This window comes from Actinomyces sp. oral taxon 849 str. F0330 (genome assembly GCF_000239715.1).
Classification (GTDB): Bacteria; Actinomycetota; Actinomycetes; order Actinomycetales; family Actinomycetaceae; genus Actinomyces; species Actinomyces johnsonii.
Genome location: NZ_JH470364.1, coordinates 1 through 17,719 on the forward strand (window position 1 = coordinate 1; position 17,719 = coordinate 17,719).

20 protein-coding genes and 1 pseudogene are annotated in these 17,719 nt (G+C 68.2%); 20 read left to right on the forward strand and 1 reads right to left on the reverse strand.

The window, feature by feature from the left end:
- The 10 genes and pseudogenes from HMPREF0975_RS13695 to HMPREF0975_RS16915 form a co-directional block, all read left to right on the forward strand.
- Positions 1-642 (forward strand): annotated as a pseudogene (locus tag HMPREF0975_RS13695) (glutamyl-tRNA reductase); the annotation flags it as partial.
- The gene (locus tag HMPREF0975_RS13700) at positions 635-2,068 is read left to right on the forward strand and encodes a ferrochelatase (protein ID WP_009234808.1); all 1,434 of its coding nucleotides are present in this window, start codon (positions 635-637) and stop codon (positions 2,066-2,068) included. The pseudogene HMPREF0975_RS13695 and the gene HMPREF0975_RS13700, both read left to right, overlap by 8 nt.
- Before the next feature lie 84 nt (positions 2,069-2,152).
- A complete protein-coding gene (hemQ, locus tag HMPREF0975_RS13705) occupies positions 2,153-2,983 on the forward strand; it encodes a hydrogen peroxide-dependent heme synthase (RefSeq protein WP_009234809.1) in 831 nt (276 codons plus the stop codon).
- A gap of 261 nt (positions 2,984-3,244) precedes the next feature.
- A complete protein-coding gene (locus tag HMPREF0975_RS16910; RefSeq protein ID WP_009234810.1) occupies positions 3,245-3,841 on the forward strand; it encodes a YdeI/OmpD-associated family protein in 597 nt (198 codons plus the stop codon).
- Between the two features lie 207 nt (positions 3,842-4,048).
- Complete coding sequence (locus tag HMPREF0975_RS13715) at positions 4,049-4,273, forward strand: type II toxin-antitoxin system Phd/YefM family antitoxin (protein ID WP_009234811.1); 225 nt, start codon at positions 4,049-4,051, stop codon at positions 4,271-4,273.
- Positions 4,270-4,662: a type II toxin-antitoxin system VapC family toxin gene (locus HMPREF0975_RS13720; RefSeq protein ID WP_009234812.1), complete on the forward strand. Its 393-nt coding sequence runs from the start codon at positions 4,270-4,272 to the stop codon at positions 4,660-4,662. The genes HMPREF0975_RS13715 and HMPREF0975_RS13720 overlap by 4 nt, the downstream gene beginning before the upstream one ends.
- A gap of 248 nt (positions 4,663-4,910) precedes the next feature.
- Positions 4,911-5,615: a hypothetical protein gene (locus HMPREF0975_RS13725; protein ID WP_009234813.1), complete on the forward strand. Its 705-nt coding sequence runs from the start codon at positions 4,911-4,913 to the stop codon at positions 5,613-5,615.
- 110 nt (positions 5,616-5,725) lie between these two features.
- Positions 5,726-6,223, forward strand: coding sequence for a Dps family protein (locus HMPREF0975_RS13730; protein WP_198009192.1), 498 nt, complete (start codon positions 5,726-5,728; stop codon positions 6,221-6,223).
- A gap of 356 nt (positions 6,224-6,579) precedes the next feature.
- Positions 6,580-7,107 carry a hypothetical protein gene (locus HMPREF0975_RS13735; RefSeq protein WP_156808322.1) on the forward strand — a complete coding sequence of 176 codons (528 nt, stop codon included), beginning with the start codon at positions 6,580-6,582 and terminating at the stop codon, positions 7,105-7,107.
- The gene (locus HMPREF0975_RS16915; RefSeq protein WP_009234816.1) at positions 7,101-8,123 is read left to right on the forward strand and encodes a hypothetical protein; all 1,023 of its coding nucleotides are present in this window, start codon (positions 7,101-7,103) and stop codon (positions 8,121-8,123) included. Before HMPREF0975_RS13735 ends, HMPREF0975_RS16915 begins: the two co-directional genes overlap by 7 nt.
- 126 nt (positions 8,124-8,249) lie before the next feature.
- Here the strand turns inward: HMPREF0975_RS16915 and HMPREF0975_RS13745 are convergent, their stop codons facing one another.
- A complete protein-coding gene (locus HMPREF0975_RS13745; protein ID WP_009234817.1) occupies positions 8,250-8,549 on the reverse strand; it encodes a hypothetical protein in 300 nt (99 codons plus the stop codon).
- A 268-nt stretch (positions 8,550-8,817) separates the two neighbouring features.
- Between HMPREF0975_RS13745 and HMPREF0975_RS13750 the strand changes: the two genes are divergently transcribed.
- Genes HMPREF0975_RS13750 through HMPREF0975_RS13795 form a run of 10 tightly spaced genes read left to right on the forward strand, consistent with a single transcriptional unit; the run spans position 8,818 to position 17,714 of the window.
- A complete protein-coding gene (locus HMPREF0975_RS13750; protein ID WP_009234818.1) occupies positions 8,818-9,528 on the forward strand; it encodes an SAF domain-containing protein in 711 nt (236 codons plus the stop codon).
- Entirely contained in the window at positions 9,528-10,286 is a 759-nt protein-coding gene (locus tag HMPREF0975_RS13755) for a hypothetical protein (RefSeq protein ID WP_009234819.1), read from the forward strand. Before HMPREF0975_RS13750 ends, HMPREF0975_RS13755 begins: the two co-directional genes overlap by 1 nt.
- On the forward strand, positions 10,283-11,599 hold the full coding sequence (locus HMPREF0975_RS13760; RefSeq protein ID WP_009234820.1) for a CpaF family protein: 1,317 nt from the start codon (positions 10,283-10,285) through the stop codon (positions 11,597-11,599). Before HMPREF0975_RS13755 ends, HMPREF0975_RS13760 begins: the two co-directional genes overlap by 4 nt.
- Positions 11,596-12,474, forward strand: coding sequence for a type II secretion system F family protein (locus HMPREF0975_RS13765; protein WP_009234821.1), 879 nt, complete (start codon positions 11,596-11,598; stop codon positions 12,472-12,474). The genes HMPREF0975_RS13760 and HMPREF0975_RS13765 overlap by 4 nt, the downstream gene beginning before the upstream one ends.
- The gene (locus HMPREF0975_RS13770; RefSeq protein ID WP_009234822.1) at positions 12,471-13,394 is read left to right on the forward strand and encodes a type II secretion system F family protein; all 924 of its coding nucleotides are present in this window, start codon (positions 12,471-12,473) and stop codon (positions 13,392-13,394) included. The genes HMPREF0975_RS13765 and HMPREF0975_RS13770 overlap by 4 nt, the downstream gene beginning before the upstream one ends.
- Before the next feature lie 60 nt (positions 13,395-13,454).
- A complete protein-coding gene (locus HMPREF0975_RS13775; RefSeq protein WP_009234823.1) occupies positions 13,455-13,667 on the forward strand; it encodes a hypothetical protein in 213 nt (70 codons plus the stop codon).
- A 42-nt stretch (positions 13,668-13,709) separates the two neighbouring features.
- Entirely contained in the window at positions 13,710-14,102 is a 393-nt protein-coding gene (locus HMPREF0975_RS13780; RefSeq protein ID WP_009234824.1) for a TadE/TadG family type IV pilus assembly protein, read from the forward strand.
- The gene (locus HMPREF0975_RS13785; protein WP_009234825.1) at positions 14,099-14,542 is read left to right on the forward strand and encodes a TadE/TadG family type IV pilus assembly protein; all 444 of its coding nucleotides are present in this window, start codon (positions 14,099-14,101) and stop codon (positions 14,540-14,542) included. The genes HMPREF0975_RS13780 and HMPREF0975_RS13785 overlap by 4 nt, the downstream gene beginning before the upstream one ends.
- Positions 14,539-15,042: a TadE/TadG family type IV pilus assembly protein gene (locus HMPREF0975_RS13790; protein ID WP_009234826.1), complete on the forward strand. Its 504-nt coding sequence runs from the start codon at positions 14,539-14,541 to the stop codon at positions 15,040-15,042. Before HMPREF0975_RS13785 ends, HMPREF0975_RS13790 begins: the two co-directional genes overlap by 4 nt.
- Positions 15,039-17,714 (forward strand): bacterial transcriptional activator domain-containing protein, encoded by a 2,676-nt coding sequence (locus tag HMPREF0975_RS13795; protein ID WP_009234827.1) that lies wholly within the window; start codon positions 15,039-15,041, stop codon positions 17,712-17,714. Before HMPREF0975_RS13790 ends, HMPREF0975_RS13795 begins: the two co-directional genes overlap by 4 nt.
- Positions 17,715-17,719: the final 5 nt, after the last annotated feature.

Below are 17,719 nucleotides of genomic sequence, written 5' to 3' on the forward strand. Positions count from 1 at the left end.
GAGAGCACCGGCCGCCCCCTGGTCATCCTCGACCTGGCCCTGACCCGCGACGTCGATGAGACCGTCCGCGCCCTGCCCGGCGTCGTCCACCTCGACCTTCCCGGCGTGCGCGACGCCGTTCCCGACGCCGAGGTCCGGCAGGTCGACGCCGCGCGCGCCATCATCGACGCCGAGGCCGACGACTTCGAGCGCACCCTGGCCGGGCGCAGCATGGACTCGCTCATTACCGCCCTGCGCTCACACATCGGCCGGGTCGTCATGGAGGAGATCGAGCGCCTGCGGCCGTTGCAGTCCCGGCTGCCGGCCTCGGCCGTGCCCTCGGTGGACGGGCGGGCCGACGCCCGTGTGGTTGCCGGTGGCGGCGTGATCCGTGCGAACGGCTCCTCCGGCGCGATCGCCGTCTCGGTGGCCGCGCCCGAGACCACCTCAGAGGCCGCTGCCAAGGTCTCCTCTGAAGCCGCGGATGAGCCGGTCATCACCCTCGCCCAGGCCGAGCGCGCCCTCCACCACCTGGCCGCCCGCCTCCTCCACCAGCCCACCGTCATGGCCCGCCGTGCCGGCCAGGAGGGGCGTGAGGATGCCTACCGCCAGGCCCTTGAGCTCGTCCTCGGCCCGGATTCCGTAGGAGGAACCCATGACTGATGCCGCCGCACCCACGCCCGGCCTCGTCGGTGCCCCGGCCAGTATCCCGGCCACCGACCCGCTGGCCCCCTACGACGCCGTTCTCCTGCTGTCCTACGGCGGGCCCCGCCGGCCCGAGGACGTCCTGCCTTTCATGCGCAACGCCACCGCCGGCCGTGGCGTGCCCGACTCGCGCCTCCTGGAGGTCTCCGGCCACTACCAGGGATTCGGCGGCGCCTCCCCGATCAACGCGCGCAACGCCGAGTTGCGCGACGCCCTCCAGGCCCGCCTGGCCGAGCACGGCTCGTCGCTACCGATCGTCGTCGGCAACCGCAACTGGCACCCCTTCGTCAGTCAGGCCCTGCGCGAGCTGGCCGACTCCGGCGCCCGCCACATCCTGGCCCTGCCCACCGCCGCCTTCGGCTCCTACTCCGGGTGCCGCCAGTACCGCGAGGACCTGGCCGGCGCCGTCGCCCTGCTCGCCGCCGGAGCTGATGGCTCCACCGGAGACGGCTTCGAGGCCGACGCTGCCGCCCGGGTCGGTGGGGACGGGGGCGCTCCCGTCGACCTCACCGTGGACAAGACGCGCCCCTACTACAACACCTCCGGCCTCCTGGAGGCCAATGTCGACGCGATCGTCGAGGCCTACGGCGCTCTTGCCGAGCAGGGGGTGGCCGCAGCGGACGTCCGCCTCGTGCTCGTCACCCACTCCATCCCCCTGGGCATGGAGACCGGCTCCGCTCCGGGCTCCGACGCCGACGGTGCTTCGGGCCAGGTGACGCACCCTGCCGTTGAGCCCGCCGCGCATTCCACGGAAGATCCTGCCGGGCGTCTCACCGAGCAGCGCGAACCCGGCGTCGCCGCGGACTTGTCCACGGAGGTCTCTTACGTCGCCCAGCACGAGGCCCTGGCCTCGATCCTCGTGCCGGAGGTCGCCCGCCGCCTCGGCCTGGAAAAGGTGGAGGCGGACCTCGTCTACTGCTCGCGCTCCGGCCCGCCGCAGGCCCGCTGGCTCGAACCCGACGTCAACGACCATCTTCAGGCCCTGGCCGCCGGCCGCTTGACCGACGGCCGCCCGGCGGAGCGGCCCGGGGGCGTCGTCGTGTCCCCCTTCGGGTTCATCTCCGACCACATGGAAGTCGTCTTCGACCTCGACACCGAGGCCGCCCAGACCGCCCGCGACCTGGGAATACCGTATGTGCGCGCCGCTACGGCCGGCACCCACTCGGCCTTCGTCGACTCCCTCGTCGACATCCTCATTGAGCGGGCCGCCGCCGCTCGCGGCGAGAACGTCCATCCCGCCTCGACCACCGGCGTCGGCCCCTTCCACACCGTCTGCCCGCCGTCCTGCTGCCGTCCCGGTACCCGCCACCCCGGCACCCGCCCAGCCGAAAGCACCGCACACGAGCCCGCCGCCGGTCACCAGTCGGCTATGAGCAGACCGTGACCGGATGTCGACCTGCAACTGCCGATCCCGATGAGGCCCCGATAGCCTCATGCCCAGCAGCCCCGGAAGAAATAAGGAGAAGAGATGAGTACCGACGCCCACGGTCACCCCGGCGGACATGGCGGTCACCCCGGTGGCCGCAGCGGACGTTCTGCCGATGGCGGCCTGCACCGTTTCGAGGATGAGGAGCGCCGCCCCCACCGCGACCCGCGCGACGCCATCGACGTCGACCTGGAGGCCATCAACAACCAGTACCACTACACCCTCTACGCCGTCTTCCGCCTGACCCGCCCGCTGCCCGCCTCCCAGCCTGGGCGCGAGCAGCTCCTGGGCGAGAGCGCCGATTTCATCGGGGCCGGCGGCGTGACGACCCGCGGCTGGTACGACATCGGGGGCTTTCGCGCCGACGCCGACCTGCTCGTGTGGTGGCTCGACGACGACCCCGAGGTCCTCCAGGACGCCTACCACCGCCTGCGCGGCAGCGCGCTGGGCCGATACCTGGAGCCGGTGTGGTCCTGCATGGGACTGCACACGCCCGCTGAGTTCAACCCCCGCCATGTGCCGGCCTGCCTGGCCGGGGTGGCGCCGCGGGACTGGGTCATGGTCTACCCCTTCGTGCGCTCCTACGAGTGGTACCTGCTCGATCCGGAGGAGCGCTCGCGCATGATGGCTCAGCATGGGCGCCACGGTTTCTCCAAATACCCCGACGTCAAGGGTTCGACCCTGGCGACCTTCGGACTGAGCGACTACGAGTGGATCCTCGGCTTCGAGGCGGACTCCCTCGATCGCCTCGAGGGGGTCCTGCACCACCAGCGCTACACGGAGGCGCGCATGCACGTGCGCGTGGACACGCCTTTTTACACGGGGCGCCGTGTCGGCCCCCAGGAGTGGGCCGAGCGCCAGCCCTGGGTCTGACGGGGGGCTGGCCATTGACGGGGAACTTCTGCGCGTAAGGGCGCGGGATTTCCGCACCCTTACGCGTGATATGTCCCCGACGGCGGCCGGTCGAACTCCAGAAGAAACAGCGCAAAGTGGACGGCACGAGCGCAGAGACTGCAGTCACACCGTCCGTCACCTTCGCTGCCGCCGCCCTTGGCGACAGCCTCCAGCGCGTCCTGGTTGACCTTCTTGCCTTGGGGATCGTCACCCAACCGACTCGTTGACAGGAGAATCCTGATGACCGTTACTCACGAGATTGTGGATGGCACACCGGCCGTGCGCGCCAAGAGCCTGCAGGAGTGGCGCGACTGGTTGGAGGAGAACGGCCAGCACACCCCGAGGATCTGGCTCATCATCTACAAGAAGGGTGCCTCGGAGGACAGCGTGCGTTTCCGGGACGCGATCGAGCACGCACTGTGCTTCGGTTGGGTCGACAGCAAGGCCATCAAGCGCGACCGTGACAGCTGCTACCTGATGTTCTCCCAACGCAGCCCCACGAGCAGCTGGGGGCGGGCCAACCGGGAACGGGCCGAGCGGCTCATCAGGGCCGGGTACATGCGGCCGACGGGCCAGAAGGTCATCGACGAGGCAAAAGCCTCCGGGAAATGGGACGAGCACGCCGACGCTCAGAACCTCGTTGTCCCCGACGACCTGCGGGTCGCGCTGGAGGCGAGTAAGTCGGCGCTGACCCACTTCTCGGCCTTCCCTCCATCCTCGCGACGACTGATCCTGCAATGGATATCCAGTGCCAAGAAACCTGAGACACGTGAGCGTCGGATCGCCAGGACCGTCGAGCTGGCGGCTCAGAACATTCGCGCCAATCATCCCAAGTAGGCACCTCGCTTCCGTCACGTCCGAAGCCGGTCAAGGTGTACGCGCACAAGTAGCAACCACCACTGGAACCCACCTTGACCCCACCGTCCCCGTACGCGTCGTATGTCCTCGTCTGTGGAGTGTCGGTGGGTGCGGGCATGAGGCGGATGACGGCGCGACCTGACCAACCTGGTTGACCAAGTAGCTTCTCCTTGGGACCATCAACGTATGAGAACGGTGAAGGTTCAGGAGGCGAAGACGCATCTGTCGGCACTGTTGGTGGAGGTCGAGCAGGGTGCGACCATCAATATCGCCCGAGGGCGTCAGACAGTGGCGCGGCTGGTTCCGGTCGGGACGGGTGAGCGGGAGCTGGGCTTTGGCGGCTATCGGTTGCCGGACACGTTCTTCGACGACCTGCCCGAGGAGGAGCTGAATGCCTGGGAGGGCGCGTGAGCGGTTACCTGCTCGACACGCACGCGCTCATGTGGGCGATCAATGAGCCATCGCGTTTGGGTGATGGAGCTGCTGAGGTACTGCGGGATCGCGGGAGTCTTCTGGTGGTCTCTGCTGCCAGTGCGTGGGAGCTGTACACCAAGCACCGCATTGGGAAGCTGCCCGGTGCCGGCCCGTGGCTGGAGGCTCTCGAGGGGCATGTGCGGCGTCTTGGGGCGGAGCTCTTGCCCATCGAGTGGTCGCATGCCCGCCTGAGTGGACGGCTTGAGTGGTCGCATCGCGATCCATTCGATCGGATGCTGGCGGCACAGGCGATCTCCGAGTCGCTCGTGCTGGTGACGCGTGATCCGGCCTTCGAGGAACTGCCCAGTGTGAAGATCCTGTGGTAGCTGGTTGTTCCCGGTCGACGTGGTTGGAAACGTTCGACGCCGTCGGGGATACGTTCCCGCGGATGGGGGCCTTCTGCGCGTACGGGTGCAGGATTCCCCTTCCTGTACGCGTGATATGTCCCCATCGTGTCGGAGCTCTGAAAGGCGGAACTCCGGCGACGAACGCTGAGACATGTTCGTGACCTTCGCGGTAATGTCGACGGGTTGGTTTCCGCCGGGTTGGATCCGGCCGACTGGGAGGAGCCCCCGTGAGGAACGCCGCGATTCGCCCCGCCGACTGGACCGGAGCCGGCCGCCGGGCCACTGTCCTGGGCTGCCTGTTGCTGGCTGGCTCGCTCGCCTTCGCCGGCTGCTCATCGAACAGCTCCAAGCCCGGTGCAAAGGCCTCCGCGAGCGGTTCGGGCACCGTGAGCAGCTCGACGCCGGAGCCCTCGGGCGTCGTCACGGCGTCGGGCAGCGCCGGTCCCGTCACGGCGGACTCCCTCTCCGACCCCCAGCTGGGTTACACCGTCACCACCATCCCCGCCGGCCTGGACGTCAGCCAGGTCAAGATCCTCCAGGACTTCGTGGCCTACGACCAGATGTCCTGGACGCTGTGGGTCGGCGGCGGCCAGGACGTCAGCAAGGTGACGACGGTGACCACCGGCAACCTCCAGCAGCAGCTCACCAACGATGCCGCCGACATGAGGAGCAAGGGGCAGAAGGTCCGGACCCCGGTCAGGGTCGCGGTCTCCGAGATCGTCATGAGCGCCGACGGCCAGAGCGCCACCGTCTCCTACTGCGTGGATATGACGCAGGTGAGCTTCATCGACGCGCAGGGCAAGGACGTCACCGACCCCGCCAACAAGGCCCAGATTCCGGCGAAGAACACGATGGTTCCCGGCAGTGACGGGCGCTGGCTCGCCTCCGAGGAGGAGGAGACCGGCGAGCCGAACTCCTGCTCGGTCGGCTGACGAGGCGAAGCTCGTTCACGCAGGTGAGCCCCTGTTTCAAGTGAGGCTTGGCTTGCCTGTGAATCATAAGTAACACCCACGGAGGCTGGCGAAGTAGTAAAGTAATGGCCATGAACGCAGACACCGTCACCACCCCGTCCATCAACCTCTCCTTCACCGCCTCCGCCGCCCTGAGCGACAACCTCCAGCGCGTCCTGACCGACCTCATCGCCCTCGAGCTCGTGGGCAAGCAGATCCACTGGAACGTCGTCGGCCCGAACTTCCGCGACATCCACCTCAACCTGGATGACGTCGTCGACATCGCCCGTGAGGGCTCAGACGAGGTGGCCGAGCGCATGCGCGCCATCAACGCCGTCCCCGACGGCCGCCCGGCCACCGTCGCCGCTGCGACCACCGTCCCGGCCGCCCCTGAGGGGGAGATCCTCACCAGCGAGGGAGTGGCCTACATCGTCTCCGCCATTGAGGCCGTTGTCGGCACCCTGCGCGGTGTGGACGAGGACGTCGACGCCGAAGACCCCACCTCTGCCGGCATTGTCGAGGACCTCATCGGCAAGTTCGAGCAGCAGGCCTGGTTCCTCTCCGCCGAGATCCGCAAGCCCGTGCGCTGAGGACGGCGGTTCCATAGTCGACGACGGTGGGCGGCTCCGGATGATCCGGAGCCGCCCACCGTCTTTCGTGTATCGGCTCGCCGCGGGGCGGGTTCCGAAGACGCGGAGGTCGGCGGTGGCCATGGGGCAAGATCCCCATGAAAAACCTGTTGGTCGGTAGTGACGAAACCGTGCGGGAAAGGTATGGTCGATTTACTCGTGACCGTGTGGATGCTGATCGTGTCGGGGTATGGAGGTTGGTCGTGTTTCTCCGTCATCATTATTTATCTGTGTGGAGTGGGCTGCTCCTGGCCGCTTCATGCGCACTCGCAGGCTGTTCCTCGAACAATGGGAAGCCGGAATCCACCATTCCACCCATGAAGGATTCGGGCGCTGCGGAATCTGCGACGGCAAACGCATCGGGCAGTGAGGCTCCCGTGACTGAAGACTCGCTGTCGGATTCGAAGACCTCGTACACAGTCGCATCCATTCCGGATGATCTGGATGTCCAGCAGACCCAGGTCCTCAAGGCCTATGTTGCCTACGATCGGGCGACCTGGGAGGCCTATCGGGACATGAAGGGAACTACCAAGGTCGAGTCCGTTACCGCCGGGGACCAGTATCAGGCCTTCAAGAAGGTCTATGACGAACGGGCCGCCGCCGGGCAGCACGTTGAGGGTGAAGCCAGCACCTCCATTAGCTCCGTTCAATTGAATCCTGATGGATTGTCGTCAACGATGACGGTGTGCGCCGATGAGACAAAGGTTCGCCTGGTTGCTCGGGATGGTGCGGAGGTGTCCTCAGATGACCTCGGCCATACGATTTCCCTCGTGGTGAGCCTCATCAGGAATCAGGACGGGTGGGTTGTCAACTCCTCCTCGGTGGAAGGTGTGGATCAATGTTGAAGACAATGGTGAATCGCGCCGGCCTGGTGGCGGCGGCGTGTGCGGTGATCGCTCCGCTCGGCCTGCTGCCCTCATCTCCGGCCTTTGCAGAGGGCGGCGGTGTCTCAGGGCACTCCTCCTCGAACACCGATGGCGGAGTCACCATCTCCGTTTCGGTCTCCTATAATTCCGCCAATCCGGGATCGAGTGGTTCCGGCAGGACAACCACGTCCTCCCGCCAGGTAGCCGCTTCGGTAAAACCGAAATGTTATTACGCGCGGCATAGCTCCGGCAAAGACACAGCGAAGTTCTTCAAAAGTAGGCAGTTTATAGACTTTACCAAAATGAATCCCGATGTTGACTATAAGGAAACAACTTCCAGATATCCGGGTTGGGAGGAGTATGCGTCGGATTCTGAAGGGTACTGGTATGCTCCAGAATGTGTTCCGGATGACCTGTCAGATTCTGAGTTCACGAAATACAGGGAAGAATTCATGAAGAAGCCCCCGGCGTATGTTCCTGGTGGTGGTCAGCCTCCTGTTCCGCCGGTGGATGGTGCGACTTTGGCCAAGGCTGCGTGGAAGGCGGTGGAGATTCCTCCTCCGGTGGTGGAGACGAATCCGCGGATGGATGGTGGTGTGCAGACGCTGGTTGGTGTGGAGAACTGGGTGTGGGCGAGTGAGGACACTCCTCAGTCGGTGACGGCGACGGCGACTGCCGGGCCGGTGACGGCCACCGTGACGGCGAGTTCGACCGGGTTGACGTTGTCGGCCCCCGACAGCAAGGTCTCCTGTCAGGGGTTCGGTACGCCGTGGCAGTCCGGGATGGCTGAGGGGAGTAGCTCGTGCACCATGACCTTCACTCGCAGTTCCGAGCACCTGGGTGGGACCAGCACGGTCAATGTGGGGGTGTCCTACAGCGCTTCCTACACGGCCACCGACGGTAGTCAGGGGGACCTGCCCCCGGCGTCCACCTCGGGGACCCTGTCCATCAAGGTCGGGGAGGCGCAGAGCCTCAACACCGACGATCAAAAATGACACCGAGGCCGGTTGGGAGGAGAACCTCTTCTCCTCCCAACCGGCCCTTGGGTGCAAGCCATATGAGAAGTGGTCTGGGAGCATTGCTGCTCCCAGACCACTTCTGACTGCCGACCTCGTGTCCGCTTACTCGATGGCGGTGACGGGCGGAAGGGGCTCCAGGCTCTCCCCGTTTGCGATGATGAGGTTGTTGTAGTTGTTCGCGACATCGTTGGCGCCGTCAGCGAATGTCTGCTCAAACGCCATCAGCTTCGGCTTGAACTCTTCCCAGGCGGCGCGGAAGTTGGTCGCGTTCGTGCTCTCCCACACCGCATTCGCCAAAGCGCTGTCAGTCTGCTTCTGGATGTCATTGGCGTACTGCACGTCATTCTTCAGGGCGTCGTACAGCGCCTTGAGAGAATCGAATTCTGCCTGAATCTTGGTCATGCCGATCTCCTTGTCTGGATGAATTCGTATATTCCGAGTGGGTCCGCGGAATCAGGTCGCCATTGGTAGGGCGCCTGGGTACAACCCTCTATGGCAAATATTGGGGAGTCAAGGGGAAAACTACCCGTTCTCTTAATGTGGGGATAGATCCCCATGGCATGGAGAGAGGTTAAGCCCCATGCTGTCTTCTGCGTGATTCAGAAGAATGTGCTGCGTAAGCCTCGACTGAATGACCTAATCAAATCCCGACTTGCACGAGGTATTCCCTATGTCGCCCCGTTTGTCTGGGCGCTCTTCCGAGCGTCGTGATCGCAACTCTGATGAGAAGAAATCGACTCGTTCTCGTCAGGGTGTGGATGGCGCACGTCTTCCTTCGGCGCCGCGCGAGCGGCGGCCCTTGCTGGCCGCTCTCGCCGTGCTTCTCATCGTCGGCGGCGCACTGCTAGCGGGCCTGTTGGCCAATCAGATGGACCAGCGGGTCCAGGTGCTGGCCGCGGGGGACACGATTCGAGCCGGAGAGGTCATCACGAAGGAGGACCTGATGAGTGCCTCGGTCTCCTCCGATCTGCGTACGCTGATCCGCGCCGACCAGATCGATCAGGTGGTTGGGCGTACGGCGCGGGTCGAGGTCTCCAAGGGCCAGCTCCTGGACACCTCCCAGATCGCGACGACCCCGATGCCAGGAGGGGACAAGCAGGTCGTCGGCATCTCGGTCGCCTCCGGCCGCTTCCCCGCGGGGGGCCTCGGCTCCGGGGACGTCGTCAACGTCGTGGACGTCGGTACTCAGTCGGTCTCCGTCGATGACGCGCAGGTCCTCAAGGCTGTTCCTTCCTCCGGTACGGACAACGACTGGACCTCGGGCGCCGTCGTCTCCCTCATCGTCGACAAGAAGGACGCCGCAAAGCTCGCGAGCGCCTCGGCCAACGGCACCATCGCCGTGGTCCAGACTGCGACCAACCAGCCGATCAAGGACAGCTGATGCTCATCTCGATCGCCTCCGCGAAGGGTTCTCCCGGCGCCTCGACGAGCGCCCACGTGCTCGCCGCGGTCTGGCCCCGCCCCGCCGTCCTGGCCGAGCTCGACCCGGCCGGATCCGACCTGGTCTACCGCGCTCGCTCCCGTGACGGCCTCCCGCTGGACAGTGACCGGGGTGTCGTCTCCCTGGCCGCCGCCATCCGTCGGGACCCCGACGCCCCGCTGCAGGATCACTTGACCCTCATCGAAGGCGACCTGCCGGTCCTCGTGGGTCTGTCCCGCCCGGACCAGGCGACGGCCATCGGGGCGGGCTGGCTCGGACTGGCCACCAGTCTGCACCAGCAGGGAGACGTCATCGCCGACGTCGGCCGGCTGGCTCCCGGCGCTCCGAGCCTGGGTGTGGCCCTGGCATCAGACATCGCCCTGGTCGCCGTGCGCCCCGGTGTGGAGAACTACGGCCACCTGCGCGAGCGCCTGTCCTGGATCGTTGCCGAGACCTCCCGGCGCTCCGAGCAGGCCCGGCTCGGCATTCTGCTCATCGCCCCGTGGAAGGCCCGCCACGAGGCCGACGACCTCAGCCGGCTGCTGCGCGGCAGCGGTCTGGAGATTCCCATCGTCGGGGCTCTGGCCTTCGACCAGAGCGCCGCCGACTCCCTCGCCGGACGCCGCTCCCGCCCCCTGGGACGCACTCTCCTGGTGCGATCCGCACGAACCGTCGCCACCGCCCTGGCCGGAGTCGCCGTCAATGGAGGTGCAGCATGAGCGTTGACCAGGGACTCGTCCGCGACATGCGCGAGGAGGTTGCCGACCTCCTGGCCCAGCAGCGGCGCGACGACGCCGGCTCCGGCATCCCCCCGATGTCCCCCGAGGACGAGCGCCAATTCGCGCGCGCCCTCATCGGCCGCGTACTCGAGCAGCACGCCCGCGCCGAGATCGCCGCCGGTCGCAGTCCGATGACCGCCCAGGAGGAGGAAGAGGTCTCCCAGGGCATCCACGCAGCTCTGTTCGGCGTCGGTCGCCTCCAGCCGCTGCTGGACAACAAGGATGTCGAGAACATCGACATTAACGGCTGCGACAACGTCTTCATCCAGTACGCCGACGGCCGAGAAGAGCGCGGCGCACCGGTGGCCGAGTCCGACGAGGAGCTCATCGAGCTCGTCCAGGTGCTCGGCTCCTACTCCGGCCTGGCCTCGCGCCCCTTCGACTCCGCCAACCCGCAGCTGGACCTGCGCCTGCCGGACGGCTCGCGTCTGTCCGCGGTTATGGAGGTCTGCTCGCGGCCGTCGATTTCGGTGCGCCGCGCCCGCCTGGACCGGGTGGGCCTGGAGGAGCTGGTGGGGCTCGGATCGCTCACCCCCCGACTCGCCGCCTTCTGCTCGGCGGCCGTGCGCGCCCGCAAGAACATCATGATCGCTGGCGCCACGAACGCGGGCAAGACCACCTTCCTGCGCGCCCTGGCCAACGAAATCCCGCCGGAGGAGCGCCTCATCACGGTGGAGCGCGCCCTGGAGCTGGGCCTGGGAGAGTTCGCCGACTTGCACCCCAACGTCGTCGCCTTCGAGGAGCGCCTGCCCAACTCCGAGGGCTCTGGGGCGATCTCCATGGCGGACCTGGTGCGGCGCTCACTGCGCATGAACCCCTCGCGCGTCATCGTCGGCGAGGTCCTCGGCGACGAGATCGTCACCATGCTCAACGCCATGAGCCAGGGCAACGACGGTTCGCTGTCCACCATCCACGCCAATTCCTCCTCCGAGGTGTTCAACCGGATCGCCACCTACGCCATCCAGTCCGCCGAGCACCTGCCCCAGGACGCCACCAACCTCCTCATTGCCGGCGCGGTCGACTTCGTCATCTTCCTGACCCGGGAGAACCGTTTCTCCCAGGGCGGGGGACTGCGCCGCTTCGTCGCCTCCGTGCGCGAGGTCAACGGCGTCGACGGGAGGGTCCTGTCCAGCGAGGTCTTCGCCGACGACGGTTCCGGCATCGCCCAGCCCGCCGCACCGATCGCCTGCGTCAGGGACCTCATGGCAGCTGGTTACGACCCGGCCGCCTCTTACCAGAGGGGGGCGGCATGAACGAGTCAACGGCCATGACGGCCTTCTTATCCGGAGCGCTCATCGGGGGAGGGATCTTCCTCCTGATCGGCTTCTTCATAGGGGTCGACCTGCTCCCCACCCCGGCTGCGGGGGCCTCGGCCTCGCTGCGCGAGCACCTCAAGGGGCTCTCGGGGCGGCTCATCATCAGCCTCGGCACCGGGGTGGTGCTGCTGATCGTCACGCGCTGGATCGTCCTCGCCGGAGCCGGGATCGCCCTGGTGCTCGTCTGGCCGTTGCTGTTCGGCGGCGCGAAGGAGGAGAAGCACGCGGCGGCCAAGATCGAGGCCCTGGCCACCTGGGCCGAGTCCCTGCGGGACACGATCGCCGGTGCGGTGGGCCTGGAGCAGGCGATCCCCGCGACCGCCTACGCCGCCGCCCCGGTCATCCGCGAGGACCTGGCCCTCCTGTCCGATCGCATGCGCGTGCGCGTGCCCCTGCCGCTGGCGCTGCGCCAGTTCGCCGACGGCCTCAACGATCCGACGGCGGATCTCATCGTCTCCGCCCTCATCATGAACGCGCGCCTGCGCGGCCCCGGCCTGCGTCAGCTCCTCGGCGCACTGGCGGATACCGCCCGCTCCGAGCTCGACATGCGCCAGCGCGTCTCCGCTTCCCGCGCCGGCACCCGGCGCTCGGCCCAGATCGTCGTCATCTTCTCGATCGCCATCATGCTGGGTCTGGCGATCTTCAACCGCAGCTTCGTGGCCCCCTACTCCAGTGTGCAGGGGCAGCTGGTGTTGGTGGTCGTCGTGGCGCTCTTCGCAATGGGCATGCTCTGGATGCGGCGGCTCGCGGGCGTGCGGCTGCCACGGCGCTTCCTGATCGCCACCGCGCAGGCCGGAGGTGAGGAAGCATGATCACCTGGATCCTCCTCGGAGGGGCGATCAGCGGCGCAGGCGTTCTCTTCCTCATCCTCATCGTCGCCCCGCCCGTCACCCAGCCCGCCGCCGCACTGGCCGAGCTGGATACTCGCCGCAACGAGGGACGCATGCGGCAGGATGCACGCAGGGTCAACCCCTCAGAGGCGGAGGTGCCCCAGTGGGCCGATGACCTCAGCCTCAGGATCGCCGCGCTGGCTCGACGGACGGGAGCCGACCTCACCTTCCTGACCGCGGACCTGTCCGTGGTGGGGCATTCCCTCGAACGGCATCTTCTCACCTCCCTGTTCCTCGGGATGGGCGTCTTCATGGCTCCGATGGCCGTTGTCGGACTCATGCAGGTCATGGGGGCACCCCTGGGCTGGTCCATGCCGCTCCTGGTCAGCATGGTCCTGGGGGCGCTGGGCCTGCTCCTGCCGACGGCCCGCCTGCGCCGGGAGGCCGACGACGCCCGTCGGGACTTCCGCCACGTCGTCGGCTCCTACCTGGACCTGGTGGCCATGTCCCTGTCAGCCGGTCGCGGCGTCCCCGAGGCGCTCGACGCCGCCTCCAGCCTCTCCGACGACCCCGCCATGGTGCGCATCCGCAACGCCCTCGATGTGGCTCGCCTGCGCGGCGACACCCCGTGGACCGCCCTGGGGCAGCTGGGCACCCAGCTGCGCATCGACGAGCTGCGCGACCTGTCCGCCGCCCTGGCCCTCGTGGCCGAGGACGGCGCCAAGATCCGAGAGTCCCTCGGCGCCAGGGCCTCCAGCATGCGCCGCCGTGACTTGGCCGACGCCGAGGGCAAGGCCGGAGAGAACTCCGAGTCGATGCTCGTGGCCCAGCTCGTCGTCGCCATGGGATTCATCGTGTTCCTCGTCTACCCGGCCCTGACCGGAATCATGGGCTCGTTTTAGGTCCCGAAGTCATCCGTATCCAGTTCCGACTCACACCTCGAAGAAGAAAGAAGAAACACCATGCTGTCCCTACTCGTCACCCTTCAGATACTCGCCGGCGACGTGCGCGACAAGGTGGGGCGCCGCCTTGCCGAGGAGAAGGGCGCCTCCACCGTGGAGTGGGTCATCATTACCGGCTTCCTCATCGTCTTAGCCGCGCTCGTCGGCCGCGCCATTTACGGCTTGGTATCCAATGCCTCTGGCGGCCTCAAAGCGCCCACCCTCGGCAACTAGAGCAAGGTTGGTGCCCTCGTGAGAACGTGGAGGAGGCGCGTCATGAGCCGCTTGGGCCAGGAGGTGGGAGCCTCCAGCGTCGAGCTGATCATCTTCTTCCCGCTGCTCCTGCTGGTCGTACTGATCACGGTGCAGGTGGCCCTGACCTGGTATGGCAACGAGGTCGCCATCGCCACCGCTCGCGAGGTGGCCCGGGAAGCGCGCGCGAACTCCAAGGGGGGCGACCTATCCGCCGCCGCCAAGGCCAACGGCGCGGCCTACGCCCGCAAGGTGGGCGGCAAGGCACTTACCGATGTCGAGATCGACGTCTCCACCACGAGCGACCAGGTCACGGTGCGCGTCTCCGGGAAGTCCCTAGACGTCGTGGCTGGCCTGTCGCCGCGCGTCAAGGCCTCGGTGACCTCAGAGCGGGAGACCTTCCGGAGCGACAGATGAAACACCTCAGAAAGAAGCAGGCCCGGCGTAGCGCCATCGAGGCGGCCGGCTCGGAGAGGGGGACCATGTCCATTGAGATGGTGGTCCTCGTCCCGGTGCTGCTGCTCATCACCATGGTGGCCGTCGCCGGGGGGCGCATCGTCTCCGCCCAGGGGATGGTCGAGGCCGCGTCGCGCGACGCCGCTCGGGCCGCCTCCATGGAGCGCTCCGTGGGCGCCGCCAGCACGGCCGCCAACCGGAGCCTGTCCCAGGCGGACACCGCCAACGCCAGCTGCTCAGCCGGCGTCGACGTCGGCGGCTTCCGCCGCGGCGGAGCCGTCACGGTCTCGGTCAGCTGCCGCGTCAAGCTCTCCGACCTGGGACTGGTCTTCCTGCCCGGCACCACCGTGGTCAAGGCGGAGTCGAGTGCGCCGGTGGACCAGTGGAGGGGGACGCGATGAGCGGGACCACGATCTTCAAGAGGCTCCGAGAGCACCCGGAGCGGGGCTCGATATCCGTCTACGTCGTCATCATCGCGGCGGTTCTCATGCTCGTAGCGGGACTGTGCATCGAGGGGGGACGCGTCCTCAACGCGCGTGCCACCATGGCGGATCAGGCCGAGCAGGCGGCCCGTGCCGGGGTCCAGCAGCTGAGCATGGCGAAGCTGCGCGACTCCGGTGAGGCCTCGACGGACCCGGCAGCGGCCTCGTCTGCGGCTCGGAGCTACCTGGCCCGCAGCGGCGCCGCCAAGACCACGACGGTCAAGGCCTCTTCCGACCGGGTCTCGGTCACCGTCGAACGCGACGTCCCCACCACGATGCTGCGACTGGTCGGCGTCACATCCATCCACGTCACCGTGACCGGAGAGGCCCGCAACGCCTTCGGCCCAGAGGAGAGACGGAGGCCCAGATTGCCGAAGACGGGCAACGCCATCGGCCTCGAGGGGAGGCAGAACCCATGACCACCGCATCGATACGACGCCGCGCCCAGGCCGCCGGCCCCCAGCGGTTCCAAGCGCCCGTGCACAGCGCCCGGCCCCCGGTATGGCGATCCCTGCTCTCCGGCCTCGTCCTCGCGGCCGTCATCATCGGCCTGCCCGCCGCCCTGCTGGCCACAGTGGGCCCACCGCCCCTGCCGACCGGTGTGGACGTGAGCGTGTTGTTCACACAGGCCGTCTCCTTCGACGTCGTCGTGGGTGTCCTCATCTGGGTGCTCTACCTGGCCTGGCTGCAGTTCACGGTGTGCGCCCTGGTGGAGGCCGCCTCGGCCATCAAGGGGCACGGCGTTCCCGGACATGTCCCGCTCTCGGGCGGTATGCAGTCGCTGGTGCGCCGACTCATCGCCTCGGTCCTGCTCCTGGGCGCCGTCAGCGGACCGGTCGCCGCGGCCGCCGCCCCCGTCGTGGAGGAGCCGACGCCGGCCGTAGCGGTGAGCCAGGACGTCTCCTCCCAGCAGCCCGCCGCCGACGACTCCCAGGCCGACGGAGCCGCCACCGCCTCGCAGGGTGCCGACAGCGACCACCAGTACATGCGCTACATGGTCAACGGGGTCGAGCTCGACCAGGAGATCGGCGCCCAGCTCGTGGGGCAGCGGGTGTACATCGTCCAGCCCCCGGAAGGCCGCTACCACGACAATCTCTGGGACATCGCCGAGCGCAACCTCGGTGAGGGCCGCGCCTACTCCCAGATCTACGACCTCAACGCGGGCAGGGCGCAGCCCGACGGCGGCTCCCTCGAGCTAGCCCGGCTCATCCAGCCCGGCTGGCTCCTGGTGATGCCCGAGTCCGCCACCTCCGTGGCCCGGGTCGAGGCCATCCCCACGACCCCCGCCCCGGCCCCGGCTGCGCCGACACCGCAGCAGCAGCAGGAGGAGGGCAACCACATTCCCGCCGGACTCGGGCAGGACCTGCGGGACGTCGCCCCCGTCCAGATGCCGGCGATCGGCTCGCTGCTGGCCGCCTCCCTGGTCTCGGTGCTCGTCGCCAGGCGCCGGTGGCTGGCGGGCGCCTTCAACGAGGACTCCGCTGAGCTTGAGCGCCTCTTGCGTGTCGGCGCCGATGAGAGCCGCTCGCGGCGCCTCGACGCCGTCCTGCGCTCCCTGGACGATCTGCCCGGAAGCCCCCGCCCGTACGCCGTCGCCATCGACGACGATGCCTGCTACCTGCGCATGGCGCGTCCCCTGCCGGACGCACCCGCCCCGTGGCGGGCGCAGCAGGAGGGGATGACCTGGGCGCTGCGCGCGGGCCAGGAACCGCCGCTGAAGGACCGGCCCTGCCCCCTGCCCGGGCTGGTGACGGTCGGCCGCACCCCTGAGGGTGCGGACATCCTCATCGACCTGGCCTTCGCGGATGGAGACGTGATCGTCACCGGGGACCCCGCCATGGCGGCCGAAGTCGTCTCCGCCCTCGCCCTGGAGCTGTGCACCAACCCCTGGTCGCGGGACGCCGACGTCGTCGGGACGGGCCTGTCCGCCACCCTGCACGGGGTAGCCGGCCGGCGCCTGCAGACCCCCGAGAGCCTCATGGGGCAGGCCGCCCTGCCCGGCGTCGGCGGGGTCCTGACCGGGCGCCGCCCGGAGACGCAGACGACCTTCATGCTCATCGGCAACGGGGCGACGCCTCCTCCGCTCCCACCGGGACGCAGCTACGCCCTGGTGCGCACGGACTCCAACCGGCAGGGGCGCTGGACGATCGAGATCGATGCCTCCGGCACCGCCCGGATCTTCCCCCTGGGCATCATGGTCACGGCCTCGCGCGCCACCGAGGCGGAGATCGCCGCGCTCGAGGGCCTGTTCGCCCCGGTCGAGGAGACCCACGACGACGGCCGCCCGCCGGTGCCGGACCCGCCGATGCCGCCCCTGGCCATCGCCGCCCTGCGCGCTGCCTCGGTACGCATCCAGGTCCTGGGCAACACGCTCGTGGAGACGGCAGGGGCGGTGGACCAGGCGCGCCGCTCCATCCTCACCGAGGCCGCCGTCTGCGTGGCCCTCCACCCCGAGGGCATCCGCCCCTCCATCCTGGGCGCGATGCTCTGGCCTCTGGGGGCCACCGCGGACGTCGTGGGGGCGACCGTGGAGCGGTTGCGCAGCTGGCTCGGCCAGGACTCCCAGGGGGCGCCGCATCTGCGCGAGGACGCCGAGGGCCGCCTAGTGCTGGGGCCCGGGGTGGTCCTGGACTGGGACGTGCTGCGCTCTCTGCTGGACTCCTCCCGCAGGTGCGCGCCGCAGCAGGAGGTCGAGCTTCTCACCGAGGCCCTGCGCCTGGTGCGAGGCCCGATGGTCTCCGACGCCGCCGAGGGGCACTACACCTGGCTGGCCCGGGTCCGTGCCGCACGGCAGTTCGATGCGCTCGTGGTGGATGCCGCCCATCGGCTGGTCGAGCTCATCGGGGACACCGATCCCGACGGCGCCGCCACGGCGATCGCCACGGGCCTGCAGGTGGTCGAGCTCGACCAGGGGCTGTGGCGCGACCGCCTGCGCTTGGCCTCGCGCCGCGGCCGCGGCGAGCTCGAGCAGGAGATCCGCATTCTCCTCGACGCCGCGGGCGCCGATGACCTTGACCAGATCGACCCCGCCACGGCGGCGCTCGTTGAGGACCTCTCACCGGGGCTCTCCGTGGGCCGTCGCCCCGCCTGAGGAGT

Coding starts and splice junctions, on each gene's coding strand:
- HMPREF0975_RS13775 (WP_009234823.1), top strand. CDS start 13,455: ATGCTGTCCCTACTCGTCACCCTTCAGATACTCGCCGGCGACGTGCGC.
- HMPREF0975_RS16915 (WP_009234816.1), top strand. CDS start 7,101: ATGTTGAAGACAATGGTGAATCGCGCCGGCCTGGTGGCGGCGGCGTGT.
- HMPREF0975_RS13730 (WP_198009192.1), top strand. CDS start 5,726: ATGAACGCAGACACCGTCACCACCCCGTCCATCAACCTCTCCTTCACC.
- HMPREF0975_RS13790 (WP_009234826.1), top strand. CDS start 14,539: ATGAGCGGGACCACGATCTTCAAGAGGCTCCGAGAGCACCCGGAGCGG.
- HMPREF0975_RS13765 (WP_009234821.1), top strand. CDS start 11,596: ATGAACGAGTCAACGGCCATGACGGCCTTCTTATCCGGAGCGCTCATC.
- HMPREF0975_RS13735 (WP_156808322.1), top strand. CDS start 6,580: ATGAAGGATTCGGGCGCTGCGGAATCTGCGACGGCAAACGCATCGGGC.
- hemQ (WP_009234809.1), top strand. CDS start 2,153: ATGAGTACCGACGCCCACGGTCACCCCGGCGGACATGGCGGTCACCCC.
- HMPREF0975_RS13780 (WP_009234824.1), top strand. CDS start 13,710: ATGAGCCGCTTGGGCCAGGAGGTGGGAGCCTCCAGCGTCGAGCTGATC.
- HMPREF0975_RS13770 (WP_009234822.1), top strand. CDS start 12,471: ATGATCACCTGGATCCTCCTCGGAGGGGCGATCAGCGGCGCAGGCGTT.
- HMPREF0975_RS13750 (WP_009234818.1), top strand. CDS start 8,818: ATGTCGCCCCGTTTGTCTGGGCGCTCTTCCGAGCGTCGTGATCGCAAC.
- HMPREF0975_RS13700 (WP_009234808.1), top strand. CDS start 635: ATGACTGATGCCGCCGCACCCACGCCCGGCCTCGTCGGTGCCCCGGCC.
- HMPREF0975_RS13745 (WP_009234817.1), bottom strand. CDS start 8,549: ATGACCAAGATTCAGGCAGAATTCGATTCTCTCAAGGCGCTGTACGAC.
- HMPREF0975_RS13760 (WP_009234820.1), top strand. CDS start 10,283: ATGAGCGTTGACCAGGGACTCGTCCGCGACATGCGCGAGGAGGTTGCC.
- HMPREF0975_RS13795 (WP_009234827.1), top strand. CDS start 15,039: ATGACCACCGCATCGATACGACGCCGCGCCCAGGCCGCCGGCCCCCAG.
- HMPREF0975_RS13715 (WP_009234811.1), top strand. CDS start 4,049: ATGAGAACGGTGAAGGTTCAGGAGGCGAAGACGCATCTGTCGGCACTG.
- HMPREF0975_RS16910 (WP_009234810.1), top strand. CDS start 3,245: ATGACCGTTACTCACGAGATTGTGGATGGCACACCGGCCGTGCGCGCC.
- HMPREF0975_RS13785 (WP_009234825.1), top strand. CDS start 14,099: ATGAAACACCTCAGAAAGAAGCAGGCCCGGCGTAGCGCCATCGAGGCG.
- HMPREF0975_RS13755 (WP_009234819.1), top strand. CDS start 9,528: ATGCTCATCTCGATCGCCTCCGCGAAGGGTTCTCCCGGCGCCTCGACG.